22 protein-coding genes are annotated in these 21,359 nt (G+C 56.1%); 18 read left to right on the top strand and 4 right to left on the bottom strand.

Translation table 11 applies throughout. The features are described 5' to 3' along the window. The first annotated feature begins 129 nt into the window (after positions 1-129). From ftsY to BM346_RS09675, 8 genes are all read left to right on the top strand, one after another. Positions 130-1,356, top strand: a complete 1,227-nt coding sequence (ftsY, locus tag BM346_RS09710; protein ID WP_092011481.1) for a signal recognition particle-docking protein FtsY — start codon at positions 130-132, stop codon at positions 1,354-1,356. Between the two features lie 53 nt (positions 1,357-1,409). Further along, a complete protein-coding gene (ftsE, locus tag BM346_RS09705; protein ID WP_092011477.1) occupies positions 1,410-2,090 on the top strand; it encodes a cell division ATP-binding protein FtsE in 681 nt (226 codons plus the stop codon). Continuing rightward, entirely contained in the window at positions 2,087-3,097 is a 1,011-nt protein-coding gene (gene ftsX, locus BM346_RS09700; RefSeq protein WP_092011474.1) for a permease-like cell division protein FtsX, read from the top strand. The genes ftsE and ftsX overlap by 4 nt, the downstream gene beginning before the upstream one ends. Positions 3,098-3,409: 312 nt before the next feature. After that, entirely contained in the window at positions 3,410-4,270 is an 861-nt protein-coding gene (rpoH, locus tag BM346_RS09695) for an RNA polymerase sigma factor RpoH (RefSeq protein ID WP_092011472.1), read from the top strand. An 80-nt stretch (positions 4,271-4,350) separates the two neighbouring features. After that, entirely contained in the window at positions 4,351-5,259 is a 909-nt protein-coding gene (locus BM346_RS09690; protein WP_092011469.1) for an NAD(P)-dependent oxidoreductase, read from the top strand. A gap of 7 nt (positions 5,260-5,266) precedes the next feature. Beyond that, positions 5,267-6,040 (top strand): hydroxypyruvate isomerase, encoded by a 774-nt coding sequence (gene hyi, locus BM346_RS09685; protein WP_092011467.1) that lies wholly within the window; start codon positions 5,267-5,269, stop codon positions 6,038-6,040. A gap of 170 nt (positions 6,041-6,210) precedes the next feature. Next, complete coding sequence (locus BM346_RS09680; RefSeq protein WP_092011464.1) at positions 6,211-6,891, top strand: winged helix-turn-helix domain-containing protein; 681 nt, start codon at positions 6,211-6,213, stop codon at positions 6,889-6,891. After that, positions 6,878-8,344 (top strand): HAMP domain-containing sensor histidine kinase, encoded by a 1,467-nt coding sequence (locus tag BM346_RS09675; RefSeq protein ID WP_092011461.1) that lies wholly within the window; start codon positions 6,878-6,880, stop codon positions 8,342-8,344. The genes BM346_RS09680 and BM346_RS09675 overlap by 14 nt, the downstream gene beginning before the upstream one ends. Here the strand turns inward: BM346_RS09675 and BM346_RS09670 are convergent. The 4 genes from BM346_RS09670 to BM346_RS09655 form a co-directional block, all read right to left on the bottom strand. Further along, complete coding sequence (locus BM346_RS09670; RefSeq protein ID WP_092011458.1) at positions 8,332-8,625, bottom strand: hypothetical protein; 294 nt, start codon at positions 8,623-8,625, stop codon at positions 8,332-8,334. The genes BM346_RS09675 and BM346_RS09670 overlap by 13 nt on opposite strands. A gap of 332 nt (positions 8,626-8,957) precedes the next feature. After that, complete coding sequence (greB, locus tag BM346_RS09665; protein ID WP_092011455.1) at positions 8,958-9,434, bottom strand: transcription elongation factor GreB; 477 nt, start codon at positions 9,432-9,434, stop codon at positions 8,958-8,960. Then, positions 9,361-9,750: a phage integrase N-terminal SAM-like domain-containing protein gene (locus tag BM346_RS09660; RefSeq protein ID WP_092013560.1), complete on the bottom strand. Its 390-nt coding sequence runs from the start codon at positions 9,748-9,750 to the stop codon at positions 9,361-9,363. The genes greB and BM346_RS09660 overlap by 74 nt, the downstream gene beginning before the upstream one ends. Positions 9,751-9,883: 133 nt before the next feature. Beyond that, complete coding sequence (locus tag BM346_RS09655; RefSeq protein WP_092011452.1) at positions 9,884-10,147, bottom strand: acyl-CoA-binding protein; 264 nt, start codon at positions 10,145-10,147, stop codon at positions 9,884-9,886. Between the two features lie 336 nt (positions 10,148-10,483). On the opposite strand from BM346_RS09655, the gene BM346_RS09650 reads away from it, so the two are divergent. The 10 genes from BM346_RS09650 (at position 10,484) to BM346_RS09605 (ending at position 21,344) form a co-directional block, all read left to right on the top strand. Then, positions 10,484-11,971, top strand: coding sequence for an OmpA family protein (locus BM346_RS09650; RefSeq protein WP_092011449.1), 1,488 nt, complete (start codon positions 10,484-10,486; stop codon positions 11,969-11,971). A 342-nt stretch (positions 11,972-12,313) separates the two neighbouring features. Further along, entirely contained in the window at positions 12,314-12,580 is a 267-nt protein-coding gene (locus BM346_RS09645; RefSeq protein WP_092011446.1) for a Flp family type IVb pilin, read from the top strand. A 70-nt stretch (positions 12,581-12,650) separates the two neighbouring features. Beyond that, on the top strand, positions 12,651-13,109 hold the full coding sequence (locus tag BM346_RS09640; protein WP_092011444.1) for a hypothetical protein: 459 nt from the start codon (positions 12,651-12,653) through the stop codon (positions 13,107-13,109). 37 nt (positions 13,110-13,146) lie between these two features. Then, positions 13,147-14,631: a Tad domain-containing protein gene (locus BM346_RS09635; RefSeq protein ID WP_092011442.1), complete on the top strand. Its 1,485-nt coding sequence runs from the start codon at positions 13,147-13,149 to the stop codon at positions 14,629-14,631. Positions 14,632-14,747: 116 nt separating this feature from the next. Next, the gene (locus BM346_RS09630; protein WP_167812606.1) at positions 14,748-15,497 is read left to right on the top strand and encodes a hypothetical protein; all 750 of its coding nucleotides are present in this window, start codon (positions 14,748-14,750) and stop codon (positions 15,495-15,497) included. Further along, entirely contained in the window at positions 15,491-16,225 is a 735-nt protein-coding gene (locus BM346_RS09625) for a hypothetical protein (protein ID WP_092011437.1), read from the top strand. The genes BM346_RS09630 and BM346_RS09625 overlap by 7 nt, the downstream gene beginning before the upstream one ends. Before the next feature lie 271 nt (positions 16,226-16,496). Continuing rightward, complete coding sequence (gene cpaB, locus BM346_RS09620) at positions 16,497-17,435, top strand: Flp pilus assembly protein CpaB (protein ID WP_092011435.1); 939 nt, start codon at positions 16,497-16,499, stop codon at positions 17,433-17,435. Positions 17,436-17,440: 5 nt separating this feature from the next. After that, entirely contained in the window at positions 17,441-18,772 is a 1,332-nt protein-coding gene (locus tag BM346_RS09615; RefSeq protein ID WP_092011432.1) for a type II and III secretion system protein family protein, read from the top strand. Positions 18,773-18,775: 3 nt separating this feature from the next. Further along, complete coding sequence (locus BM346_RS09610; RefSeq protein WP_092011429.1) at positions 18,776-20,497, top strand: ATPase, T2SS/T4P/T4SS family; 1,722 nt, start codon at positions 18,776-18,778, stop codon at positions 20,495-20,497. Next, positions 20,490-21,344 (top strand): type II secretion system F family protein, encoded by an 855-nt coding sequence (locus tag BM346_RS09605; protein ID WP_167812607.1) that lies wholly within the window; start codon positions 20,490-20,492, stop codon positions 21,342-21,344. Before BM346_RS09610 ends, BM346_RS09605 begins: the two co-directional genes overlap by 8 nt. The last annotated feature ends 15 nt before the right edge of the window (positions 21,345-21,359 follow it).

Genomic DNA, 21,359 nt, shown 5'->3' with positions numbered 1-21,359 from the left:
GGTAGCGGAATCCTGTCCTTCCGGTAAGCGGGTTTGGACCCGGAACGCCCCTGCCGCTAGAATGAGCGCTTTCCTGACGACGGCTTCTGTTAAGGGCCGTCGCTCCCTCCCGAAAAAATGGTATGACAAATGATGGCAGAGTGGATTCTGATCGGCCTTCTGGTGCTGCTGGTTCTGGCCTTTGTGGTGGACGTGGCCAAGCGGCGTGCAGCGGCGCCCCGCCCCAAACCCGTGCCCCAGCGCAAGCTGGAGGCTCCGCGCGGGCCACCACCAAAACCGCTGAATCGGGAAGCCGCGCCGGCTCCGGAAGTGACGGCCGAACCGGAAGTGGTGCCGGAACCTGAGGTTGCCCCGGAGCCGGAAGTCCCGCCGGTACCCGACACTGCGGTGGTCACTCCGGAAGAAGTCCCGGAGCCGCCCGCGGAGCCGGAGAAGAAGATCAGTGTTTTCCAGCGCATCAAGTCAGGGCTTGGCAAGACCCGCGCCAGCTTCGGCGCCGGTCTGTCAGGGCTGTTCTCGGCCGGCAGCAAGGTGGACGAGGACCTTCTTGAGGAGATCGAGACCACCCTTCTGATGGCGGATGTGGGCGTTACCGCAACCACCGAGATCATTGATTCACTGACGGAGAAGCTCAATCGCAGCCAGCTGAAGGATGGCGCTGCACTGAAAAACGCCCTCAAGGAAGAGTTGCGGGCGATGCTGGCGGAAAGCCAGGAGCCCCTCGTCATCGACAGTAGCAGGAAGCCGTGGGTCATGCTCATGGTGGGTGTGAACGGTGTTGGCAAGACCACCACCATCGGCAAGCTGGCCCGCCAGTTCCAGAAGGAGGGGCATTCGGTGATGCTGGCGGCGGGGGATACTTTCCGCGCGGCCGCGGTCGAACAGTTGCAGGTCTGGGGCGAGCGTAACAATGTGCCGGTAGTGGCTCAGCACACGGGTGCTGACAGTGCCTCAGTCATCTACGACGCTGTCCAGTCGGCCCAGTCCCGGGGTGTTGATGTCGTGATTGCGGACACAGCAGGCCGCCTGCAGAACAAGGACAATCTCATGGCCGAGCTGGAAAAGGTGGTGCGGGTCATGAAAAAACTGGACCATACCGCGCCCCATGAAGTCATGCTGGTGCTGGATGCCGGTACCGGCCAGAACGCCCTGAGCCAGGCCCAGGTGTTCCAGCAGGCCGTGGGAGTCAGTGGTATCACGCTTACCAAGCTTGATGGCACCGCCAAGGGGGGCATTGTATTCGCCATTGCCCGGCAGCTGGGTCTGCCAATCCGCTACATCGGTGTCGGGGAGCAGGTGGAAGATCTGCGGCCGTTTGAGCCGGAGACCTTCGTAGACGCCCTGTTCGACGACTGAGCAGGTGGCAGACTGGCGTTGTCCGGCATTATCGAACCAGGAAGTAGGCCGCAATGATTGAGTTCCAGCAGGTCTCCAAACGCTACGACAGCGATCACACGGCGTTGCGGCACGTTTCTTTTGGCCTTGGCCGGGGTGAGCTGGCCTTCCTGACCGGGCATTCGGGGGCCGGCAAGAGTACCCTGCTCAAGCTGATTCTGCTGATGGAGCGTCCTTCTGCGGGCAAGGTAGTGGTGGGGGGACAGTTGCTCAACACCATGCCGCGGCGACAGATTCCCTATGTCCGCCGTCATATAGGGGCGGTCTTCCAGAACCATCAGCTGCTGTTCGACCGCACCGTCTTCGATAACGTGGCCATGCCACTGGAAGTCATGGGGGTGTCGCACCAGGACATCGGCCGCCGGGTCCGCGCCGCCCTCGACAAGGTGGGCCTGCTCAGCAAGGAAAAGATGAACCCCGTCCAGCTCTCCGGCGGCGAGCAGCAGCGTGTGGGTATCGCCAGGGCGGTGGTCAATAAACCGCCGGTGCTGCTGGCGGACGAGCCCACCGGTAACCTTGACCCGGAGCTGTCCGCAGACATCATGCACCTGTTCGAGCAATTCAGTCAGGTGGGCGTTACGGTGCTGATCGCAACCCACGACATTGCCCTGATCGAGTCCATGGGGCGCCGCCGGCTGACCCTGGCCCACGGCGAGCTCCTGACCACTCCGCCGGCCGGCAGGGTGGTGGCATGAGCGGCCGTCAGCACCGCCAGCAGTCAGACCGCCCCGGCCGTGGCGCCGGTCAGTCGCGGCCATCCCTCGGCGCCCTTCTCGCCAGTTATCGTGCCCACCATCTGAAGGTGGCCAGAGACAGTGCCCGTCGTCTGCTGCGCACGCCGGTGGCCAGTGCCATGACCTGGGCGGTAATGGGGATTGCCCTCGCCCTGCCGATGGGGCTGTTGCTGCTGCTGACCAGCCTCCAGGGAGTCAGCGCGGGCTGGGAGAGCGCCGCAAGGGTGACAGTGTATCTGGCGGACTCCGTGTCCGGTGACGAGGCAGCCCGGCTCCAGGCAACCCTGCGGGAACGACCTGATGTCGCCGATGTCGCCCTGATCCACCGGGATGAGGCCCTTGCTGAATTCCGGGCCAGTTCCGGCCTGGCCGATGCGCTCGATTATCTGGACGACAATCCGCTTCCCCACACCCTCTTGGTGACACCGGTGGACGAGGCCCGCACGGCAATGGGCGTCGATCGCCTTTCCGGCGACCTGGGGGGCTATGAGGAAGTGGCAAGGGTTCAGGTGGATATGGGCTGGTTGCAGCGGCTGGCGGCAATGACGGACCTCATCGCCAGGGCTGTCTGGGTACTGACAGGATTGCTGGCGGCAGCAGTCATTCTGGTCATTGGCAATACCATTCGGCTGGCTATTGAGAATCGCCGGGATGAAATCCTGGTGGCAAAGCTGGTGGGAGGAACGGATGCGTTTGTCCGCCGGCCGTTTCTCTATACCGGTATATGGTATGGCCTGGGGGGTGGCGTGGTCGCGGTTGTCATCCTGCAGCTGTCGGTCTGGTGGCTCAATGGTCCCGTGCGGGACCTGGCGATGCTGTACAACAGCAATTTCGAGCTCCACGGTCTGCCGGCGGATGGCATGTTGGGCCTGCTGCTCGTCGCTGTCTCGCTGGGCTGGCTAGGGGCATGGCTGGCGGTACGGCGCCACCTCGATGCCATCGAGCCGGGAGAAATCGCCGGTTCCTGATTTCTGGCTGGAGCCGAAGGCTTGCCAGGCGCAGAGACGGTGGGGGCGATGGCCGCGGAAGACAATGCTGCGTTAGGGAAACACCGTATGGCGGGATTTCCGTAGTTAAACCTATGTTAGTCACTGAACGTAACGGAGTGTGGCATAATGCAGATGCGAGTAGCCAGAGTGACATGATTATGGCTACATATCCGGCTCCAGATCTGATGTAAGTTCAATGTTTTCGAGTACTGTGAGCCGGAATATATTTACCAGTTTTGGCGGTCTATTGATTCATTTTTTGCCATAGACCGCTTGGGAGGGAGGAGACACATGGGTACGAGTCTACAGTTGGCCGATCGTCTTGTTCCGGGTACCAACCTGGAGTCCTACATTCAGGCAGCCGCCCGCATTCCGGTTCTGACCCCGGATGAGGAGCGTAAGCTTGCCGAGCGCCTCTACTATGACGAAGATGTGGAGGCGGCGCGTACACTGGTGCTCTCCCATCTGCGTTTCGTTATTCACATTGCCCGCAGTTACTCCGGTTACGGGCTGGCCCAGGCCGACCTGATCCAGGAAGGCAACGTGGGACTGATGAAAGCCGTTAAACGATTCAACCCCGAGTACGGGGTCCGGCTGGTGTCCTTCGCGGTGCACTGGATCAAGGCGGAGATTCACGAGTTCATTCTGCGTAACTGGCGGATCGTCAAGGTCGCCACAACCAAGGCCCAGCGGAAGCTGTTCTTTAATCTGCGCAGCCAGAAAAAGCGTCTGGCCTGGCTGAATCAGGATGAACTCAATGCGGTTGCCAGTGACCTCGGTGTGGAACCGCGGGTAGTACGGGAGATGGAAGGCCGTCTTGCCTCCCAGGACACCGCCTTCGATGGCCCCCAGGATGACGATGACGATAATGCCTACCAGGCCCCGGCCTATTACCTGGAGGACCGCCGCAGTGATCCAGCCACCCAACTGGAGCAGTCAGACTGGACCGAGGACTCCAACAGTCGCCTGATGGAGGCTCTCGAAAGCCTGGATAAGCGCAGCCAGGATATCCTCCGGGAGCGCTGGCTGACCGAGAGCAAGTCCACACTTCATGAGTTGGCGGACAAATACGGTGTCTCCGCGGAGCGGATCCGGCAGCTTGAGAAGAACGCCATGAAGAAGATCAGGGCGCAGATGGCGGAAGCCGCCTGATCCTCGCCTGATCCCTGCTATGATAAACGCCACCCGCCGTGACCGGCCGGTGGCGTTTTTTGTTTACAGAGAGAAAGCCAATGGCAAGACCCCATATCGCTTTTCTGGGCATCGGGCTCATGGGTGCGCCCATGACCGCCAATCTGCTGGCGGCTGGCTTCCGGATGACCCTCTGGAACCGCACCGCTGCCAAATGCGAACCCTTTAAAGAGCAGGCCGACGTTGCCCCTTCACCGGCAGAAGCCGTCGCGGGTGCCGACGTGGTCATCACCATGCTGGAAAATGGCGACGTGGTGGAGGACGTGCTGGTTCGCCAGGGCGTTATCGATGCCCTGGGTGAAGGCGCCGTGCTGATCGACATGAGCTCCGTCCAGCCCTCCCTGGCCCGCCGCCATGCTGCCATGGCGGCGGAGAGGGGCGCTGGCTACCTGGATGCACCGGTGTCCGGCGGGACCCGGGGCGCGGAGTCGGGGACACTCAGCATCATGGCCGGTGGTGAAGCCGCACACCTGGAATCGGTGCAGGGGGTGCTTGCGGCACTGGGCCGGGTTACTCACATCGGACCCGTGGGGGCAGGGCAACTGGCGAAACTGGCCAATCAGGCGATTGTCGGCGTGACCATCGGTGCGGTGTCGGAGGCGCTGTTGCTCGCAAGCCGGGGTGGAGCGGATCCGGTTGCGGTGCGGGAAGCCCTGCTGGGCGGCTTTGCTGGCAGCAGGATCCTCGAGCAGCATGGCCAGCGCATGATCGACCGGGATTTCGCACCGGGCGCCCCGGCCCGTATCCAGCTCAAGGACCTTCGTATGATCCTGGACGAGGCCAGGGCGGAGGGCCTTACCCTACCCCTGGCCCAGCAGGCCCATAATACCTATCTGTCCCTGGTCGCCAACGGCCATGCAGATGTGGACCACAGTGGTTTGCTGTTGGAGCTGGAGCACATTAATGGCGCCCGCCTGGGCCGCACTCGCCCGGAATCGAAGGAAGGATAGCTGCCAGATGCCGAGATTTGCCGCCAACCTGACCCTCCTGTTCAACGAGGTACCGTTCGAGCAAAGGTTCGCCGCTGCCCGACATGCCGGCTTCGATGGCGTGGAGTTTCTTTTTCCCTACGCCTGGCCGGAACAGCAACTGGCGGGCTGGCTCCGTGAGCAGGGGCAGACCCAGGTGCTGTTCAACCTGCCGCCGGGCGACTGGGAGGCCGGCGAGCGAGGCATTGCCGCGTTGCCGGGCAGGGAGTCCGAATTCCGGACGGGGGTGGAGGATGCCATTCGTTACGCCCGTGTCCTTGAATGCCGGCGGCTCAATTGCCTGGCGGGCCTGAGGGCACCGGGTGTGGACGAGGCCAGGCAGTGGGAGACACTGCGGGAGAACGTTCGCTACGCCGCCGGCCGGCTGGCTGATGAGGGCATCACCCTGTGCCTGGAAGCCATCAACTCCCGTGTGGATATGCCGGGCTTCATGCTGGACACCTCCTCCCGGGTGCTGCAACTTATTGATGAGGTCGGTGCGGACAATGTCCGCCTGCAGTACGACCTCTACCACATGCAGATCATGGAGGGGGACCTGATCCGGACACTGCAGCGGCTGATGCCCCGTATTGGTCACATCCAGTTTGCGGACAATCCGGGCCGCCACGAGCCGGGCACCGGCGAGATTAACTTTCGATCCATCTTTCGGGTCCTGGACGAGGCCGGGTATGATGGCTGGGTAAGTGCCGAATATCGGCCCCTGACCACCACGGAGGCAGGCCTGGGGTGGCTGGACGGCTGAATTCGGGGCAATTTTGACCGTCGTCTATGACGACACCCTCTTACAGGATCGTAACTGGCAGCCAATCATGCCAGCCCTTACTCTGGGCGACATTAACAGTACCAGGGCACCCGCACGGCGGGGCCTGGATCCTGTAATCGCGAGTACACAGTCAGGCGGGAGGAAGACCGGTGAAAGCACTGGTAATCGAAGACGATCAGGACGTGGCAAGCTACCTTGTGAAAGGACTCAAGGAGTCCGATTTCGTGGTGGATCACGCAGCTGACGGCAGGGAAGGAATGATGATGGCCGCCAGCGAAGACTACGACATCATGATTGTGGACCGGATGTTACCGGGTATGGACGGGCTCTCCATCGTCAAGACGGTCAGGGCCACGGGAAATCAGGTTCCGGTGCTGATTCTCAGTGCCCTGGGGGATGTGGATGACCGGGTGGAAGGTCTTCGTGGCGGTGGCGACGATTACCTCACCAAGCCCTTTTCCTTCACCGAGTTGCTGGCCCGGATCGAGTCGCTGGTACGCAGGAACCGGCAGTCCGCCGAGACCGAAACCGTGCTCCGGGTGGCGGATCTGGAGATGGACCTGCTGGCCCGGACCGTCAAGCGGGCCGGACAGAGTATCGATGTCCAGCCCCGGGAATTCCGCTTGCTGGAGTACCTGATGCGCAACGCGGGTCAGGTGGTCACCCGGACCATGCTGCTGGAAAAGGTATGGGATTACCATTTCGATCCCCAGACCAACGTTATTGATGTGCACATCAGCCGCCTTCGGGCCAAGATCGACAAGGAGTTCGATACCCCGCTGCTACAGACGGTGAGAGGTGCCGGATACATGCTGCGTGAAACTGCTTAGTCAGCTAAGAACCTCCACATTTCAGCTGGCCCTGCTCTACATGGTGGTGTTCGCCACCTCTGTGTTCCTGTTGCTGGCATTCATCTATTGGCGTACCGCCGGCTTCATGACCGCCCAGACCGATGAAACCATCGAGGCGGAAATCGCGGGGCTGGCGGAGCAGTACCGGGGACGGGGTGTCAACGGCCTGATCACGGTCATTCGTGAACGGGTGGCTCGTGACCCCAATGCCAAGTCCCTGTATCTGCTCACCACCGACGAAAATCTGAAGCTGGCGGGCAACCTGAGCTCCTGGCCTGAAGAGGCCCAGGGCCAGGGTGGCTGGATCAATTTCACCCTGGACGAGAGCCTGGGATGGTCCGGCCCGCCCCGCATGGCGCGGGCCCGTATTTTCGAGGTCCAGGGCGGCTTGCGGCTCCTGGTGGGGCGGGATGTGGATGAGCTCAACACCCTCAAGGAGCTGATCGAAACCGCGATCAACTGGGGTATGGGCATTACCCTCGCCCTGGCATTGCTGGGGGGCTTCATGATGAGTCGCAGCACCACCCGGCGGATCGAGGTGATCAACAACACCTCCCGCAAGATCATGAACGGTCACCTGTCACAGCGCATTCCCACCCGGGGAACCCAGGACGACTTCGACCAGCTTGCAGAAAACCTCAACCAGATGCTGGACCGGATCGTCTACCTGATGGAAGGCATCCGCCACGTCTCGGACAGCATTGCCCACGACCTGCGAACCCCCCTGACCCGCCTGCGCAACCAGCTGGAGACCACGCTGATGCTGGTGGACAACGACGAGGCCCGGGATCAGGCGGCGAAGGCGGTGGCGGAAGCCGATCAGCTGCTGGCCACCTTCAACGCCCTGTTGCGGATTGCGCGCCTGGAAACCCGCGGCAATACGACGGCCGACCTCCGCCCGGTGGCCCTGGGGACCCTGGTCGGCGACGCCTGTGAACTCTACGAGGCGGTAGCGGAAGACAAGGCCCAGACCTTCACCCAGGACATTGATCGTGAGATTACCGTGGAAGGGGACCGGGACCTGTTGTTCCAGATGGTGAGCAACCTGATCGACAATGCCATCAAGTACACCCCGGAAAGGGGCGAGATCGTGATCCGGGTGAGCCAGGAGGACGACACCGTGATCTTCGAGGTGGCTGATAGCGGCGTTGGTGTCCCGGACGACGAGAAAGACAAGATCTTCCAGCGTTTCTATCGGGTGGGCAAGAGCCGTTCCCTGCCTGGCAATGGGCTTGGCCTGAGCCTGGTAAGCGCGGTGGCCGAGATCCATCGGGGCACCATTGAGGTCAGCGACCATCATCCGGGGCGAGAGGAATACCCCGGGTTAAGGGTTCGGATCACGCTGCCCCGTTATCATGACCGGAGAAAACGGTTAAGGTCGGTGGCCGCCAAGGACTCGACAACCCGGCAGGAACAGGATCAGTCGGCCTGAGAGTCGCTCCTGCGGAACCGGTTGATGCGTCCCGCAACCGACCGGAGGACAGGAGCCCCGTCGCGCTCAAGGCCGTCAAGGAGGTCCTCCGCACGGGAGCGATAGCGATCCAGCCGGGTCTGGAGGCTGTCCCATTCGCCCTCCAGGTGATGCTGCTCGGCCATCACGAAAGCCGCCAGGTTGTGGCGATTCACCTTGTCGGTGATGCCCAGCCGGTCCAGTTGATAACCCAGAGCGTCAATGGCCTTCAGGCCGACCTGACCGATGTCTTGTCTGTTCATGGAGCAATTCCCTGAGATGGATGAGATTGGATTGCGGGAATAGTGGGGTTGTTGTTTAGAGTATACAACCTACTGCCCCGTCGGGTTAATTGCTCACCCTGCCGAGCCCCTGAAAACCTTGATAAAGTGCCTGGCGGATGCCGGTCGGGATCCGCGCCGTCCTGAAGAAAATGTCATTCCATCGCCACCTCGCCTTAACAGCGACCATGCATAATAAGCACTGCAGCAGTTAAGCAGACAAAGGTTCCGTCTGCTTTTCCCTCCAGCACAGCGCTAGCCTTGACCCCGCCTTTCGGCGGGGTTTTTTTTTGCATCGGACAGAGGGTCGGGGATCAGGTTTTTTCGTAGTCGATAGCGGTGACATACCAGGCCACCGGCCCTTCCGGCGTAGTGACGATAGCCTCATCGTCCACCTGCTTCTTCAGCAGTGCGCGGGCCATGGGGGAATCAATGGAGATAAAGCGCTTGTCCAGATCCAGCTCGTCATAACCGACGATGCGGAAGCGGCGGGTGTCTCCCTGCTCGTTCTCCACCTCCACCCAGGCACCGAAGAAAACCCGGTCTTCCTGTTCGGGGGCGTAGTCCACCACCCTCAGTTCCCGCGAGCGTTTTTCCAGGTAGCGAAAGCGGCGATCGATTTCACGCAGCCGCTTCTTGTTGTACTGGTAATCGGCGTTTTCGCTGCGATCGCCCAGGCTCGCGGCCCAGGTCACCTTGCGGGTGACCTCCGGGCGTTCAACCCGCCAGAGATGTTCCATCTCCGCCTTCAGGGCCTCGAAGCCGGCCCGGGTAATCAACTTTGCTCGCATAGTGGCTCAGATGTGGTTGCTGGTCCGGATCTGTCTTCTGCAGAACATCCGCATAAAACAGGGTAAGCGCGTGTTGCGCCTGATTGAGCCTCGCCCGGGAGACCTGGATCCGGTCGCTCAGGTAGTTCAGGAACAGGTGCTGGTCCTTGTTTTCCAGGGCGTCCGCCGCCTTGGACTGGTGAAAATACACAAACCGTGATATCCAGTGCAGGTAGGTCTGCTCGGTCCGCCGGTTCAGGCTGTGTTTGCTCATGGCGCACTGGATGCGGTAAAACAGCCCGGGCTGGCTCCGCTCGAGCGCTTCGGTCAGATGCATGGGAGGTTTCCTGCTGACGGCGAGGCCAGAATGTGCCTCTCTTGGTGCCATGGTGACGGCCTGAGATGACAGGCACTTGACCACCGCAAAAAAACCGTCGCGGATTGCCCCCTGCGCCCGGGCGGATATCCCGTCAGCCCCGGAGCTCCTCCAGTCGGTCAACGTAACGCTGCATGGCCTCTTCCCGGGACATGCCCTTGAGCTTTTCCCAGGCATCGAACTTGGCGCGACCGACAAAGTCCATCATACCGGGCCGTTTGCCGGAAACGTCACCCTCTGTCGCCTGCTTGTAGAGGGCGTAAAATTCCAGTTTCTGTTCGTTGGAGGGACGGGCATCGCCCTCTCCCTTCTGGATGAAATCCACGGCTTCGTTGAAGCGGGTTTCAAGATCACTCATGGCGCGGTCCTTCGATTATCGTGGATTTGGCTGAGTATAGTTGTACCTGCCGCTCGGAGTCGACATCTGCGGACTACCGCAAAATTACTTGATTGGTGAACGCTGAGTTGCCCGGGGGCTTTGACAGGTATTACATCGTTAGTACCTTATCAGGACTTTATCCGTGACATGAATCACGGTTCTTTTCTCGGCCCATAAACATGTCAGGCGGTCTTGGTAAGGTTACCCATCCGCTTGGGCGGAATACCGATTTCCGTTCGCTCAAGGAACACGATGCAAGCGTGTCGTCGTCCTGACGGTATTGCGAGCGTAGTCTATTTTCAAGGTGAATAAGGAATGTTCATGTTCTTCAGAATGCTTGGCCTGTTGACTCTCTGTTTACTTTCGCCGTTGGTTATTGCTGATGCTCAAGACCATCCTCTGCTGAGCCGTTATCCTGGTGCAGAGATCAAAAGCCAGCTTTATACCGAGTATGAAAAAGTTTCGCTGCCGACCGGTCCGGCGGATGCCGAAGGTAATCTGTCCGGCGAGGCTCTGGTGGGCAATCTCAGCCGAATTACCTATGAGATCGAAGGCGTGTCCACGTTCAAGGTATTCGAGAATTACAGAAAGGCCCTCAAAATCGTGGGAGCAAAGCTCTTGACGGTATGCGAGCTGGATCAGTGTGGTGGTAAAAACACAGGGCTGCTTGATCTGGCTTCAGCTGTGGCGGGTGATAGCTATGTTGGCAACTATTACCGTAAGCCGTATTTTATTCACGCAAAACTCGATAGCGCAAAAGGCCTAGTAAATCTGAGCCTCTTCATAGGTGGATTCGAAGGGGACGTGTGGCTACATCAGGTCGTAGTTGAGGACGTACCGCTGGAAAATGGACTCGTCGCTGTTGCGGAGGATTACCTGGAAAAAAAGCCTGCGGCCACAACCTTAGGGGACCGACGTACCGCAGAGGAAAAGCAGCAGGACCACCCCATGATTGCCCGCTACCCGGAAACTCGCTTGCTCCGGTCCAGAAACGTTGAGTATGAGAAGATGACGATCGCCATCGGTGTCCTGAATTCGGAAGGCGAGACTTCCAAAAAACTGGATCTGGTCGGAGACATTCGCCAGTACAGCTATGAGGCGAAGAACGTTTCGACTCTGAAGATCTACCGGAACTATCTCGAAGCAATAAAGATGCTGGGGTTCTCGCTGGAATACACGTGTGAGCTTGATGAATGTGGAGATGAATCGGCGTCCCTGGCATTGGCGGAAAGCCTGGCGGTTGACCGTGATGTTGAAAACTACTACCGAGCGCCGTATTACCTCGTGGCGAGTCGTGGAACTGGTCACGGTCGTATTGTCATTGCGGTGTATTTTGGCGGGTTTGAAGGCGACGTTTGGATTCAGCAGGCCGTTGTAGAGGAAAGAGGAGCTGAAACGGATCTGGTCAGAGTTGATTCCGATCAGTTGTATCAGGAAATCCAGCAATCGGGTAAGGCTCTGGTTTACGGCATCTATTTCGACACCGACTCGACCACCGTAAAGCCAGAATCCGCTGATGCGCTCAAAACCATTTCGGACCTCCTTGAGTCTCATCCCGAGCTGGAGCTGTATGTGGTCGGTCATACCGATGACACAGGTGAAGGCAGCTATAATCTGAGCCTCTCATCCCGCCGGGCGGCCTCTGTAGTTAAAGCGCTGGAGATGGATTACCCGGTTACGGGCAACCGTCTGGAACCCGCTGGAGTTGGTCCTTACGCGCCGGTGGCAGGTAACGAGTCTGCAGAGGGCCGCCGTCTGAATCGTCGTGTGGAGCTCGTGCGCAGGCTTTCGAACGAAGATTAGGTGTCACCCATGATATATGGGGGGACGGTACAGATAGTTAAAGTTATGAGAGCATCGTCACGATTTCGCGTCCCGATTCAACAAAACGTTGACGATTTTCTAGGCTGGTAGGTATTGTCAGCTTGCGTTGATCAGGATGTCAGCAGGCTAACACAAGGAAGTGAGTCGAGCCCTGCACCCTCAGTTTTGAGGGTGTCAGCCCTCCCGGGTACTTCTCTTTCTTCTGTTGCCTCTCGTGTTCCAAGGTTAGTCGGCGCCATCGTGTTGCCGTCAAAGGCCGGGGACGAAGCTGTTACTGACTGGTCTGCTTAAAGGATATATCGCTTCCAAGGAGAATACATTATGCAACCAGTAAGAATTCGTCGCATCCGCGGTCAGGGCATGACTGAATACATCATTATCGTAGCGCTTATCGCTGTTGCGGCGATTGGAGTCTATCGTCTTTTTGGCGACACCGTCAGAACGCAAATGGCGGGTCTGGCACAGGAACTTTCAGGCGAATCTGGTAAGAAAGCAAGAGACGCAGCGAAGACGTCTGCTGCTGACGCTGAAAAACAGGCAACAACAAAAAAAGACTTGTCAAACTATTACGACGGGAACCAGAAGTAAGTTCCGAATATACAACGAGCTGACCGGATATCCGTCCGGTCAGTTTATTCTCTAGCGACAGGAGAGTTTGATGAGGTTCATCAAGGTGGCTCTTGGTTTTAGTGTTTTTTGGTCTTGCATCGCGTCAGCCGAGCCTTACGCAGAGTGGGGCGTTATTGGTAAGGATATGCCTTTGCAAGAGATTGATCCGGAAATGAAGATGCCGGATGCGTCGGAGGTTCCCTTCCCGCCTCCTCCAGGTGGGAAGTTTATGGGCGTGAGTGGAAATAAATTCTGTACTTTGGGGTTAAGGACAGAACTCTCGGTTGCAGAAGTCTGTAGCTATTATCATTCAGAGTTGACCCCTCGAGGGTACTCGCAAATTGATGCTGATGGATTGGACCCAGAGGGTTGCCAACTATTTAAGGACGGAGATACGGATACCGATCTCGGCGTTATGGTTTCTACAAGTGAAGACCCTATGTTTATTGAGAATGGAAGTACTCTTGTAATGATGACGTACCCACTGAAAGAATGGGAAGATTGTTAAAAAAAAGTGACTAAGATTTTCGCATGGATGAAAAGACATGAACGAAGCCAGGCCGAATAACTATTTGTCAAAACAGCATGGTAGCGTTTTGGTATACTGCCTCGGCGTGCTGGTGTTGATAGTTCTTTCTGTGGGGTACTCATTTAATGTTAGCCGCATTTCCGGAGAAAAAACGCGCCTGCAAAACACGGCAGATTCGGCTGCGTTTAGCGTGGCTGCCGTCGAGGCCCGAGATCTAAACTTCAAATCCTATACCAACCGGGCGATGGTTGCTAACCAGGTAGGATTGGCTCAGTCTATTAGTCTTATTTCATGGGCGCGCTTCGCTACACGTTATACGGAAAATATATCTCACGTGGCAAGCGCGTTTCCGCCCTTGAGATTAGCCTTTGCTGCGGTCTCTAAAGGTATTGCGATCACTATGAAGGCTCTTGAAGTGGCGACCGAAATTGCTATCACTTCTATTAACGTCATTGAGCAAACACTAAGTTATGCGCAGGTGGTGCATCACGGGGGTACTCTGGCAATGGCCGAAGATATCTTTGACGAAGTGGTAAAGCGGAATGACCCTGATGTGGATCGTTCGATTTCCTTAAGTAGTGCTCCCTTCGCGGCTCAGTACGCCAAAAATCATCTGGCATTTACAAAACGCTATTCTCCTTCGAAAGTCACCAAAACGAACAAGGCCAAATGGTGGACCGACACATACGACGATAACAAAAAGCGAATGGATGAATTCAGGCAGGTTACCCTTGAATCTCGTGATGATTTCTCGAAAAATCGTACATACGATTATGTGAAATCTTTCACCGCTGTATGGAAAGTTCTAAAGCTCCGGGTGAGAAAAACAGGAGGCAGTGAGCTGACGGGTAGCTCGAAAAATCCCGATGAGATTGGCAGCTACTATACCTGGTCGGCAATGGACACGATGGCCGTTCATCTCAAATGGTACAAGTGTGGTTCTTGGCGGTGCCGTTGGCGGTCCTGGAAAGAGGGGATGCCTATCGCCTGGGGCGCTGCGGCTACCGACGGCGAAAGGTCCTTCACTTTCTTTCGGGAGCTGGGTGGTAAGCACAGGTATGCAAGCTCTTTCCGGATAAACAAGAAAACCTCTTGGGCGGCTGCGACCGAATACACAGGCTTGGGACCAAGCGGTAGGTTTAATGGACTGCAGCCCTTCTTTGATATCAAGCAGGATGGTCTCGTGAGCGAGGGGCCAGGGATAGCTGTGGTGCTTACCAAGCCCCATAGCGGTGGTGGCGTGAAGACGGTCAAGCACACTTCGTTTGGGGGCGGGTCGGATGATCTCAACCTTGAGGCTGAAGGCGGATTCTTTAAAAACAGATTGTCTGCGCTGAGTCAGGCTGTGCCCTATTTTTCTCGACCTAATGATGTGAGCGTATTTCGCCGCTGGGATAAAAAAAGGGAATACGGCAATCTCTATAACCCTTTCTGGCAGCCGCGGCTGGCTGAAATCAAGGATAGCACTGCCCTTTTGAGACTGGCTGTGACGATACTTTAGGCAGTGGTCTCAGATAGTTGAGAGTAGGCTAACTTCAAGGAGAGGCGACAATGAAGAGTTGTATATCGCGTTCAGCGAATTGCCAGGCAGGCCAGGCCCTCGTGGAGTTCGTGATAGTGGCTACGTTCCTGTTGGTACCCGTCACGCTCGGCAGTGTGTACCTGATGAAGATCGGCAATAGCCAGCATGAGATGCACGAGGCAGCCCGGTACGCGGCATGGGAGCGCACCGTCTGGTCTGCGGGTGGAGGTGGGGCGCACCACAAGTCAGATGGAGTAGTACTGAATGAAGCTGTCTCCAGGGTCATTGGCCGACCCAACGCGCCTATCGATAGCGACGCTGATGGAAAGGTAGTCAAAGCAAAAAGTCGGAAGTTTGATCCTATGCTGGGCCTCAATAAGGGGGATGGAAAACGAGGACCGGTATTTAAGGAAGAGAAAGGCGTACTGCACACTTTTTCTTTCAAGGATGACAAGGCTGCGAAGGGATCGATCGCCAAAGCCTTGAGCGGTGTGGTTTCCTATGGACTCGATCTTAATGATAAAGGTCTTCAGACCTCTACCATTTCCTGGAAATATGACTGGATCCCTGCTCTGGACTATGGTTGGACACCTGCGACCGTGAGTAGCACAAATACGTTGCTCACCGAGAGTTGGAATGCAGGCTCACCCGATAGAATTAGAAGTTCTATCGACGGCATCGTGGCCACAACCCTGTTAAAAAACGCCAGTATCGACTCTGGGTTAAAAACGTTAGGTTCCTTGGGAGGCTTTAAAGACTTCAAGAGGATGGAGTTGGGCAAAATTGATGTGGATATTGTTCCCTGTCACCGATTAGCAGAATCTGGGGGCGGGCTATCATGTTGAATCTGAAGTATGGACAATCCCTCACCGTATTCTCTGACATGATGAGTGGTGCAGGCAAGGTGGCGCTCGTTTTCTGCAGCATGGCAATTTTAATGCCGCAGGTTCATGCAGTAGAGGGGCCTGAGCTTGCCGTTCCCGACGGGGCCAAAGTGGTCATTGTTGGTGAAGATCTGAATATTAATGGTTTACCTACTCGGGTGTGGGAGCTTTCCAGTTCTCAGTCGCCCGAGGAAATCCTCGCCTACTATCGGCAGGAATGGCAGGATCCGGCAGAGTCGAAAGGTCCCGGGTTCCTCGAAAATGAAGCCGGTGGATGGCAAATTATCAGTCGTTCCGACGAGCCCTACTTTTATACGGTGCAGGTGCGGGAAGCGGCCATGGGATCCTCATTCGGGTTTCTGGCTGTTTCCCGGCCAATGGACCTGGTGAATCACAAGCCGGACGGGTTCGCCAAACCCGCTGGGTCGGAAATTCTCCTGGATCTTGCCTCTGACGATGCCGGTAAGCGTGGACGGGTGGTCCAGTTCAAGAATCAACAGACAGTAGAGGCCAATTATCATTTCTACCGGGAGCTTTATATGGCCCAAGGGTGGAAGGAGTTATCTCAGCTTTCGGCTGACAGGGACACAGCGCTGCTGCTGATGAACAAAGGTAATGGTGAGATTAGTATTGTTTTCAATCGAATAGACAACGAAAGCTATGGCGTTCTGGTGGAAAGCTATGACTGAGAGGTGTCGCAAAAACATACATGGCGAGACCCGTTCCTCAGTCCGTTTGTTGCGCCGCTCACATCAATCTGGCGCAACAACGATAGAATATCTCGTAGCAACAGCGGTTGTGGTGGCAATGTTGTTTTTGCCTGTGCCCGGCCATAGCGAATCAGTTATGGAAATGATGATACAGGGGTTCAAGGACAGTCACCACCGCTACATCTGGGGTGCGTCGTACCCGTTGTAGAATGGAATTTTTTTTCGCAGTTTTACCAGGGATGGAAGTTCAATGGCTGGTTTTCTTAAAACGGGCGGTCTCATGCTGCTCGCTCTCATTTTCGCGGGTCTCGCTGGTTGGGGCACGCTTTCCTATCTGAATAGCCGTGAGGCAGAACTGAGGCAAGCCGCCGCTTCGATGGACGGCCCCGCCGTCGAGGTGGTGGTCGCCAGTCAGGCTATGGCCCCCGGGGGATCGATAACCCTGGAGAATATGGCGATTGCCGAAGTTCCACAAAAATACCTGCCGCAGGACGCCATTGCTCCCGAGGAATTCAAGTTTTACGCGAAGAAAGCGATTCTAGTCCCGCTGGATCCGGGAAGGCCTCTGCTGAAGTCTTACATCTCGGGTTTGAGTCACCAATCGAGTTTTTCCGATCACCTCAAAGAAGGCTGGCGGGCCATGACATTATCCGTTGACGAACTCAATGCGGTCGCAGGCATGCTCGAAGCAGGCGACTTCATCGATCTGGTAATCGCCGGTGAGCAGGAGAATGGCGAAGCAGGCACCAAGGGCTATGTGCTTCGTCGGCTGATGGAAAGGGTAGAGGTACTGGCGACAGGCACCATGACCCGACTTGACGCCAAGTACGCGAAAGCGAATGGCGTTTATCCTGACGAGCCGTTTTACGGCACGATCACCATTGCCGTGCCGGCTTATCTGGTCACCGAAATACTGATGGCCCGTGAAAACGACACTCTCAATATTCTTCTACGTCACCCAATAGATGAAAGTATCGCGTCCTATCCCGGTGGTTCCCGCGGTCTGCAGACAGGTTCGTTCGGCATCGAAAACATCGGCGGAAAGTCGAATGATGGAGTTCTCGAAGTCCGTTATGAAGAGCCTGGATTCGATAAGTCGACAGGAAGGGTTGATCTATACAGGCTGCCCCAGAAGTTTCAGGGCGCGATTGCTGCGTCCCAAAGCAAAAACACTGTTGAGTCGGAGTAACACGGATGTTGAACACGATATTCAGTGCGGAAAAGTCTGTAGCGCGATGGTTGCTGCTGGCATTGATTCTGGGGCTCAAGATATCCGGGGCGACAGCGGCTGAGACGAAGTACGTTTCCATGTTCGTTGGTCAGGTCCGTGTATTTGATCTCGCTGATGTCAAACGGGTAGCCGTCGGTAATTCGGAAGTCATCAGTTATCGGGCACTCGATAACGGCCAACTGTTGTTCATCGCCAACGGCGTTGGTGAAAGCACGGTGGAAGTATGGACAGCGGGTGACCGCCGGACCCGGTTTATTGTCACCGTATTTCAGCAGAACCTGTCACGGGCTCTGAGCACCGCTAGGGGCTTTGCCGAGAGCATCCCCGAGCTCAAGCTAAGGCAAGTTGATGGTGTTGTTATTTTCGAAGGAGAGATTGCGCCCGAAAACCGTGACAGGGTAACGCAGCTTACGGCAGCTCTGCCCGGGAGTCTTAACCTGACCACGGAAAAGGAATTCACCATGAAAGACATGGTGTTGATGGACGTCAGGATTATTGAGGTAAATCGCAGGGCGGCCGAACAACTTGGAATTCGATGGGGTCAGGTCGCTGCAGGTCCTGCCGTTGGTTTGTACGCCCCTATCGCCACCAACTCAAGATTTGCTGTGTTCTCGCCAGATGCCAATGACCTTTCCGAGGATATTATCGAAGCCGTCGGTGGCGCTGGCGTCGATACGTTTTACGGCTATGCCGGTTTGAGCACCGGCCTTGCTTCGCAAATTGACCTTATGGCGGAAACCGGCGAAGCCTCCATACTGGCTTCCCCGAAACTGGTCACCCGTAGTGGTGAAGTCGCCTCGTTCAACTCTGGCGGCGAGCTTCCCTATCAGACGATTGACGAACTGGGGCGCCCCGTTATCCAGTTCCGGCAATATGGCATCAGCCTCGATATCGAGCCGCTGGTCGACGCTAACGGCAACATAATGACCGCTATCGCCGCTGAAGTGAGCTCAATCGACAGGGCCAACCAGGCTGGCGACACGCCGGGCCTGCTGACAAGAAACGTTTCTAACGTGATTAACGTTAAAGCAAAAGAGACCATTGTCATCTCCGGTTTGGCGACCGCAAACGCCTCTGACCAGGTGATTAAGGTGCCCCTCCTCGGTGATATTCCTTATGTGGGTGCGCTTTTCCGGTCGACCGAAAAAATTGAGGAAAAAACAGAAATCGTCATGTTTGTGACTCCTCAGCTGATAACGGCAGATAGCCAGAAGAACAAGGATTTGCTGCAGCTTGGTCGGGAGATGTCCAAGCCCTGGGCAGACGGAAAGCTGAACGAAGCCTTGATGGAGTAAGCCATGTTCGAGATACAGGTATCCTCAAAAAAAGGCAAGGTGCTCCAGAAGGCACACTGCGCCAATGAAAAATGTCGTATTGGTCGTGACCGGGATAACATGATCGTTCTCCAGGGCCGCAAGGTTTGCGGGGTACATGCGTGGCTGCTGGAAAAAGAAGAAGGGGTATTTATTGAGGATAATTCGTCCAAGACCGGCATTATCGTTAATGGCACTCGGGTTTCTTCCCACGGGCCGATAACGGTAGAGGATTCGATAACCATTGGAGACTACCTACTTCGGGTTACCTGCAAGCGAGTTCAGAATAGCGTCGTTGCGGTTGGCGCTTCAGTTAAAACCGAAAATGAGGCCAGGGAATCGGCGCCGTCGGTTTCCACGGATTTGGCCCGTCTCGATACCGAAGGCCAAATTGCTGAAATGGATCAGCTCTATGCGGGCTGGCGTATTATCGTACGCGACAAACTTGTAAAATTGCTGGATCTCCGAAGAATAGATGTTAATAAACTGAGTGACGCAGAGCTACGCGCGATTACCAGTAAAGCGATTGAGAAAATCATCGCCGATATCGACGACTTACCGAATGATATCGACCAGGCGGAACTGGCAAGGCAATCACTGGCTGAGGCTGTAGGATTGGGTCCGCTGGAAGAGCTGCTGGGTGATGACTCGATAACGGAAATTATGGTCAACTCCGCCGATCAGATCTTCTTCGAACAGAACGGCCGTCTAAAAAAATCCCACATTACCTTTACTGACGACAGAGCAGTGATTAGTGCGATTGAGAGAATAGTTGCACCATTGGGGCGACGTATTGACGAGAGTTCCCCCATGGTTGACGCCCGGTTGCCTGATGGTTCGCGGGTAAACGCGATTATTCCTCCTCTCGCATTGAAAGGTCCGAGCATAACCATTCGTAAGTTTGCCAAGGAGCGGCTGAGAGCGCAAAATCTGATCGATTTCGGATCCGTAAGCCCTTCAATGATTAATTTCATTGAAATGTCTGTAAAGGCGAAAAGGAACGTGGTTATCTCCGGTGGTACCGGCTCCGGCAAGACCACGCTGCTCAACGTGTTGTCGAATTTTATTCCCGAATCCGAACGAATCATTACAGTAGAAGACGCTGCTGAGCTAAGCCTGATTCAGCCGAATTTGGTTGGCTTGGAAGCCCGGCCTGCTAATCAGGAAGGCAAGGGTTTGGTTTCTATCCGAGACCTTGTGAAGAACTGTTTGCGGATGCGGCCCGACCGGATCGTGGTGGGGGAGTGCCGCGCCGGTGAGGCGCTCGATATGTTGCAGGCCATGAATACCGGGCATGATGGTTCTTTGACCACTATCCACGCCAACTCCCCTCGCGATTGTATATCCAGATTGGAAGTGCTCGTAATGATGAGTGGAATTGAAATGCCTCTGACCGCCATCAGGGAGCAGGTTGCTTCTGCTGTTAATATTATTGTGCAGCAGACCCGGTTTTCCTGTGGCAGTCGCAAGGTTACGTCTATTGCTGAGGTGACCGGACTGGAAGGGAATACCGTTCAACTGGCCGAGATATTCCGTTTTCGACAGAGGGGCTACGGGTCTGATGGAAAAGTTAAGGGAGTTTTCGAGCCGACCGGTCTGATACCCGAGTTCTACGAAAGGCTGGCGGATCAGGGAACCCATGTCGACCTGTCGATTTTCGAAAAAGCGCCCAAAACAGACATGGCGGCGGACCACAGCCATGTCTAACACAGTACTGGCAGCCGTTATCGGCTCCTCCTTCTTTGCCTTTTTGATTGCAGCAGTTTGTATCTATTATGTAAATGTTGGGATTAAAAGATATGAAGAAAATTTTACCGAATCAGCGAGGGAAAATCTAACCGACCTCTTCATTTTTGTTGACCCTGCGAAACTGTACATCGTCAATATTGTTTGTTTGTTGTTGTTTTTTTTAATTACCTGGATTGCAAGCGGTTTTCTGGTTGTCGCGTTGATGGCATCTGTGCTTGGAGCCTGGGCGCCAAGCTGGTTATACGAATTCTTCAAAACCAGGCGGCAAAACCAGTTCCTGTCTGACTTGCCGGATTTTCTTCTCGCGTTGGCCAATAGCATGAGGGCAGGTGGGAATATGTCAACGGCGTTGGACACGGTGCTTTCGGAAACATCGGGCCCGATCAAGCAGGAATTTGGTCTTTTCCAGAGAGAGGTAAGGATGGGAACGGACTATGCTGAAGCTTTGGATAACCTTTGCCACCGTATGCCGGTACAAGAGCTTGCACTGGTCGCCTCCGGGATCAAAATTTCCCGGGAAATAGGCGGTCAACTGGCAGGCACCCTCGAACGACTGGGAGAGACGATCCGGAAAAAGCTGGAGATGGAAGGGAAAATTAAGTCCCTCACCGCTCAAGGCAAATATCAGGGCATTGTGATGGCAGCTCTTCCTTTGTTTTTGGCAATGATTATCTACCACATCGAGCCAGAGGCGATGTCCAGGTTGTGGAGCGAGCCAATAGGCTGGGCAGTATGCGCGGTAATCGTGGTTTTTGAATTGCTCGGATATCACTTTATAAAAAAAATTGTAACCATCGACGTCTAGGGCGTGCCGGGTGAA

It is taken from the genome of Marinobacter daqiaonensis, from assembly GCF_900115285.1.
In the GTDB taxonomy this organism is placed as follows: domain Bacteria; phylum Pseudomonadota; class Gammaproteobacteria; order Pseudomonadales; family Oleiphilaceae; genus Marinobacter; species Marinobacter daqiaonensis.
Note: the sequence above shows the minus strand (reverse complement) of the source record. Positions and strands in the feature narration are given on the sequence as shown.

Coding starts and splice junctions, on each gene's coding strand:
- ftsY (WP_092011481.1), top strand. CDS start 130: ATGATGGCAGAGTGGATTCTGATCGGCCTTCTGGTGCTGCTGGTTCTG.
- ftsE (WP_092011477.1), top strand. CDS start 1,410: ATGATTGAGTTCCAGCAGGTCTCCAAACGCTACGACAGCGATCACACG.
- ftsX (WP_092011474.1), top strand. CDS start 2,087: ATGAGCGGCCGTCAGCACCGCCAGCAGTCAGACCGCCCCGGCCGTGGC.
- rpoH (WP_092011472.1), top strand. CDS start 3,410: ATGGGTACGAGTCTACAGTTGGCCGATCGTCTTGTTCCGGGTACCAAC.
- BM346_RS09690 (WP_092011469.1), top strand. CDS start 4,351: ATGGCAAGACCCCATATCGCTTTTCTGGGCATCGGGCTCATGGGTGCG.
- hyi (WP_092011467.1), top strand. CDS start 5,267: ATGCCGAGATTTGCCGCCAACCTGACCCTCCTGTTCAACGAGGTACCG.
- BM346_RS09670 (WP_092011458.1), bottom strand. CDS start 8,625: ATGAACAGACAAGACATCGGTCAGGTCGGCCTGAAGGCCATTGACGCT.
- greB (WP_092011455.1), bottom strand. CDS start 9,434: ATGCGAGCAAAGTTGATTACCCGGGCCGGCTTCGAGGCCCTGAAGGCG.
- BM346_RS09660 (WP_092013560.1), bottom strand. CDS start 9,750: ATGCATCTGACCGAAGCGCTCGAGCGGAGCCAGCCCGGGCTGTTTTAC.
- BM346_RS09655 (WP_092011452.1), bottom strand. CDS start 10,147: ATGAGTGATCTTGAAACCCGCTTCAACGAAGCCGTGGATTTCATCCAG.
- BM346_RS09650 (WP_092011449.1), top strand. CDS start 10,484: ATGTTCATGTTCTTCAGAATGCTTGGCCTGTTGACTCTCTGTTTACTT.
- BM346_RS09645 (WP_092011446.1), top strand. CDS start 12,314: ATGCAACCAGTAAGAATTCGTCGCATCCGCGGTCAGGGCATGACTGAA.
- BM346_RS09640 (WP_092011444.1), top strand. CDS start 12,651: ATGAGGTTCATCAAGGTGGCTCTTGGTTTTAGTGTTTTTTGGTCTTGC.
- BM346_RS09635 (WP_092011442.1), top strand. CDS start 13,147: ATGAACGAAGCCAGGCCGAATAACTATTTGTCAAAACAGCATGGTAGC.
- BM346_RS09625 (WP_092011437.1), top strand. CDS start 15,491: ATGTTGAATCTGAAGTATGGACAATCCCTCACCGTATTCTCTGACATG.
- cpaB (WP_092011435.1), top strand. CDS start 16,497: ATGGCTGGTTTTCTTAAAACGGGCGGTCTCATGCTGCTCGCTCTCATT.
- BM346_RS09615 (WP_092011432.1), top strand. CDS start 17,441: ATGTTGAACACGATATTCAGTGCGGAAAAGTCTGTAGCGCGATGGTTG.
- BM346_RS09610 (WP_092011429.1), top strand. CDS start 18,776: ATGTTCGAGATACAGGTATCCTCAAAAAAAGGCAAGGTGCTCCAGAAG.
- BM346_RS09605 (WP_167812607.1), top strand. CDS start 20,490: ATGTCTAACACAGTACTGGCAGCCGTTATCGGCTCCTCCTTCTTTGCC.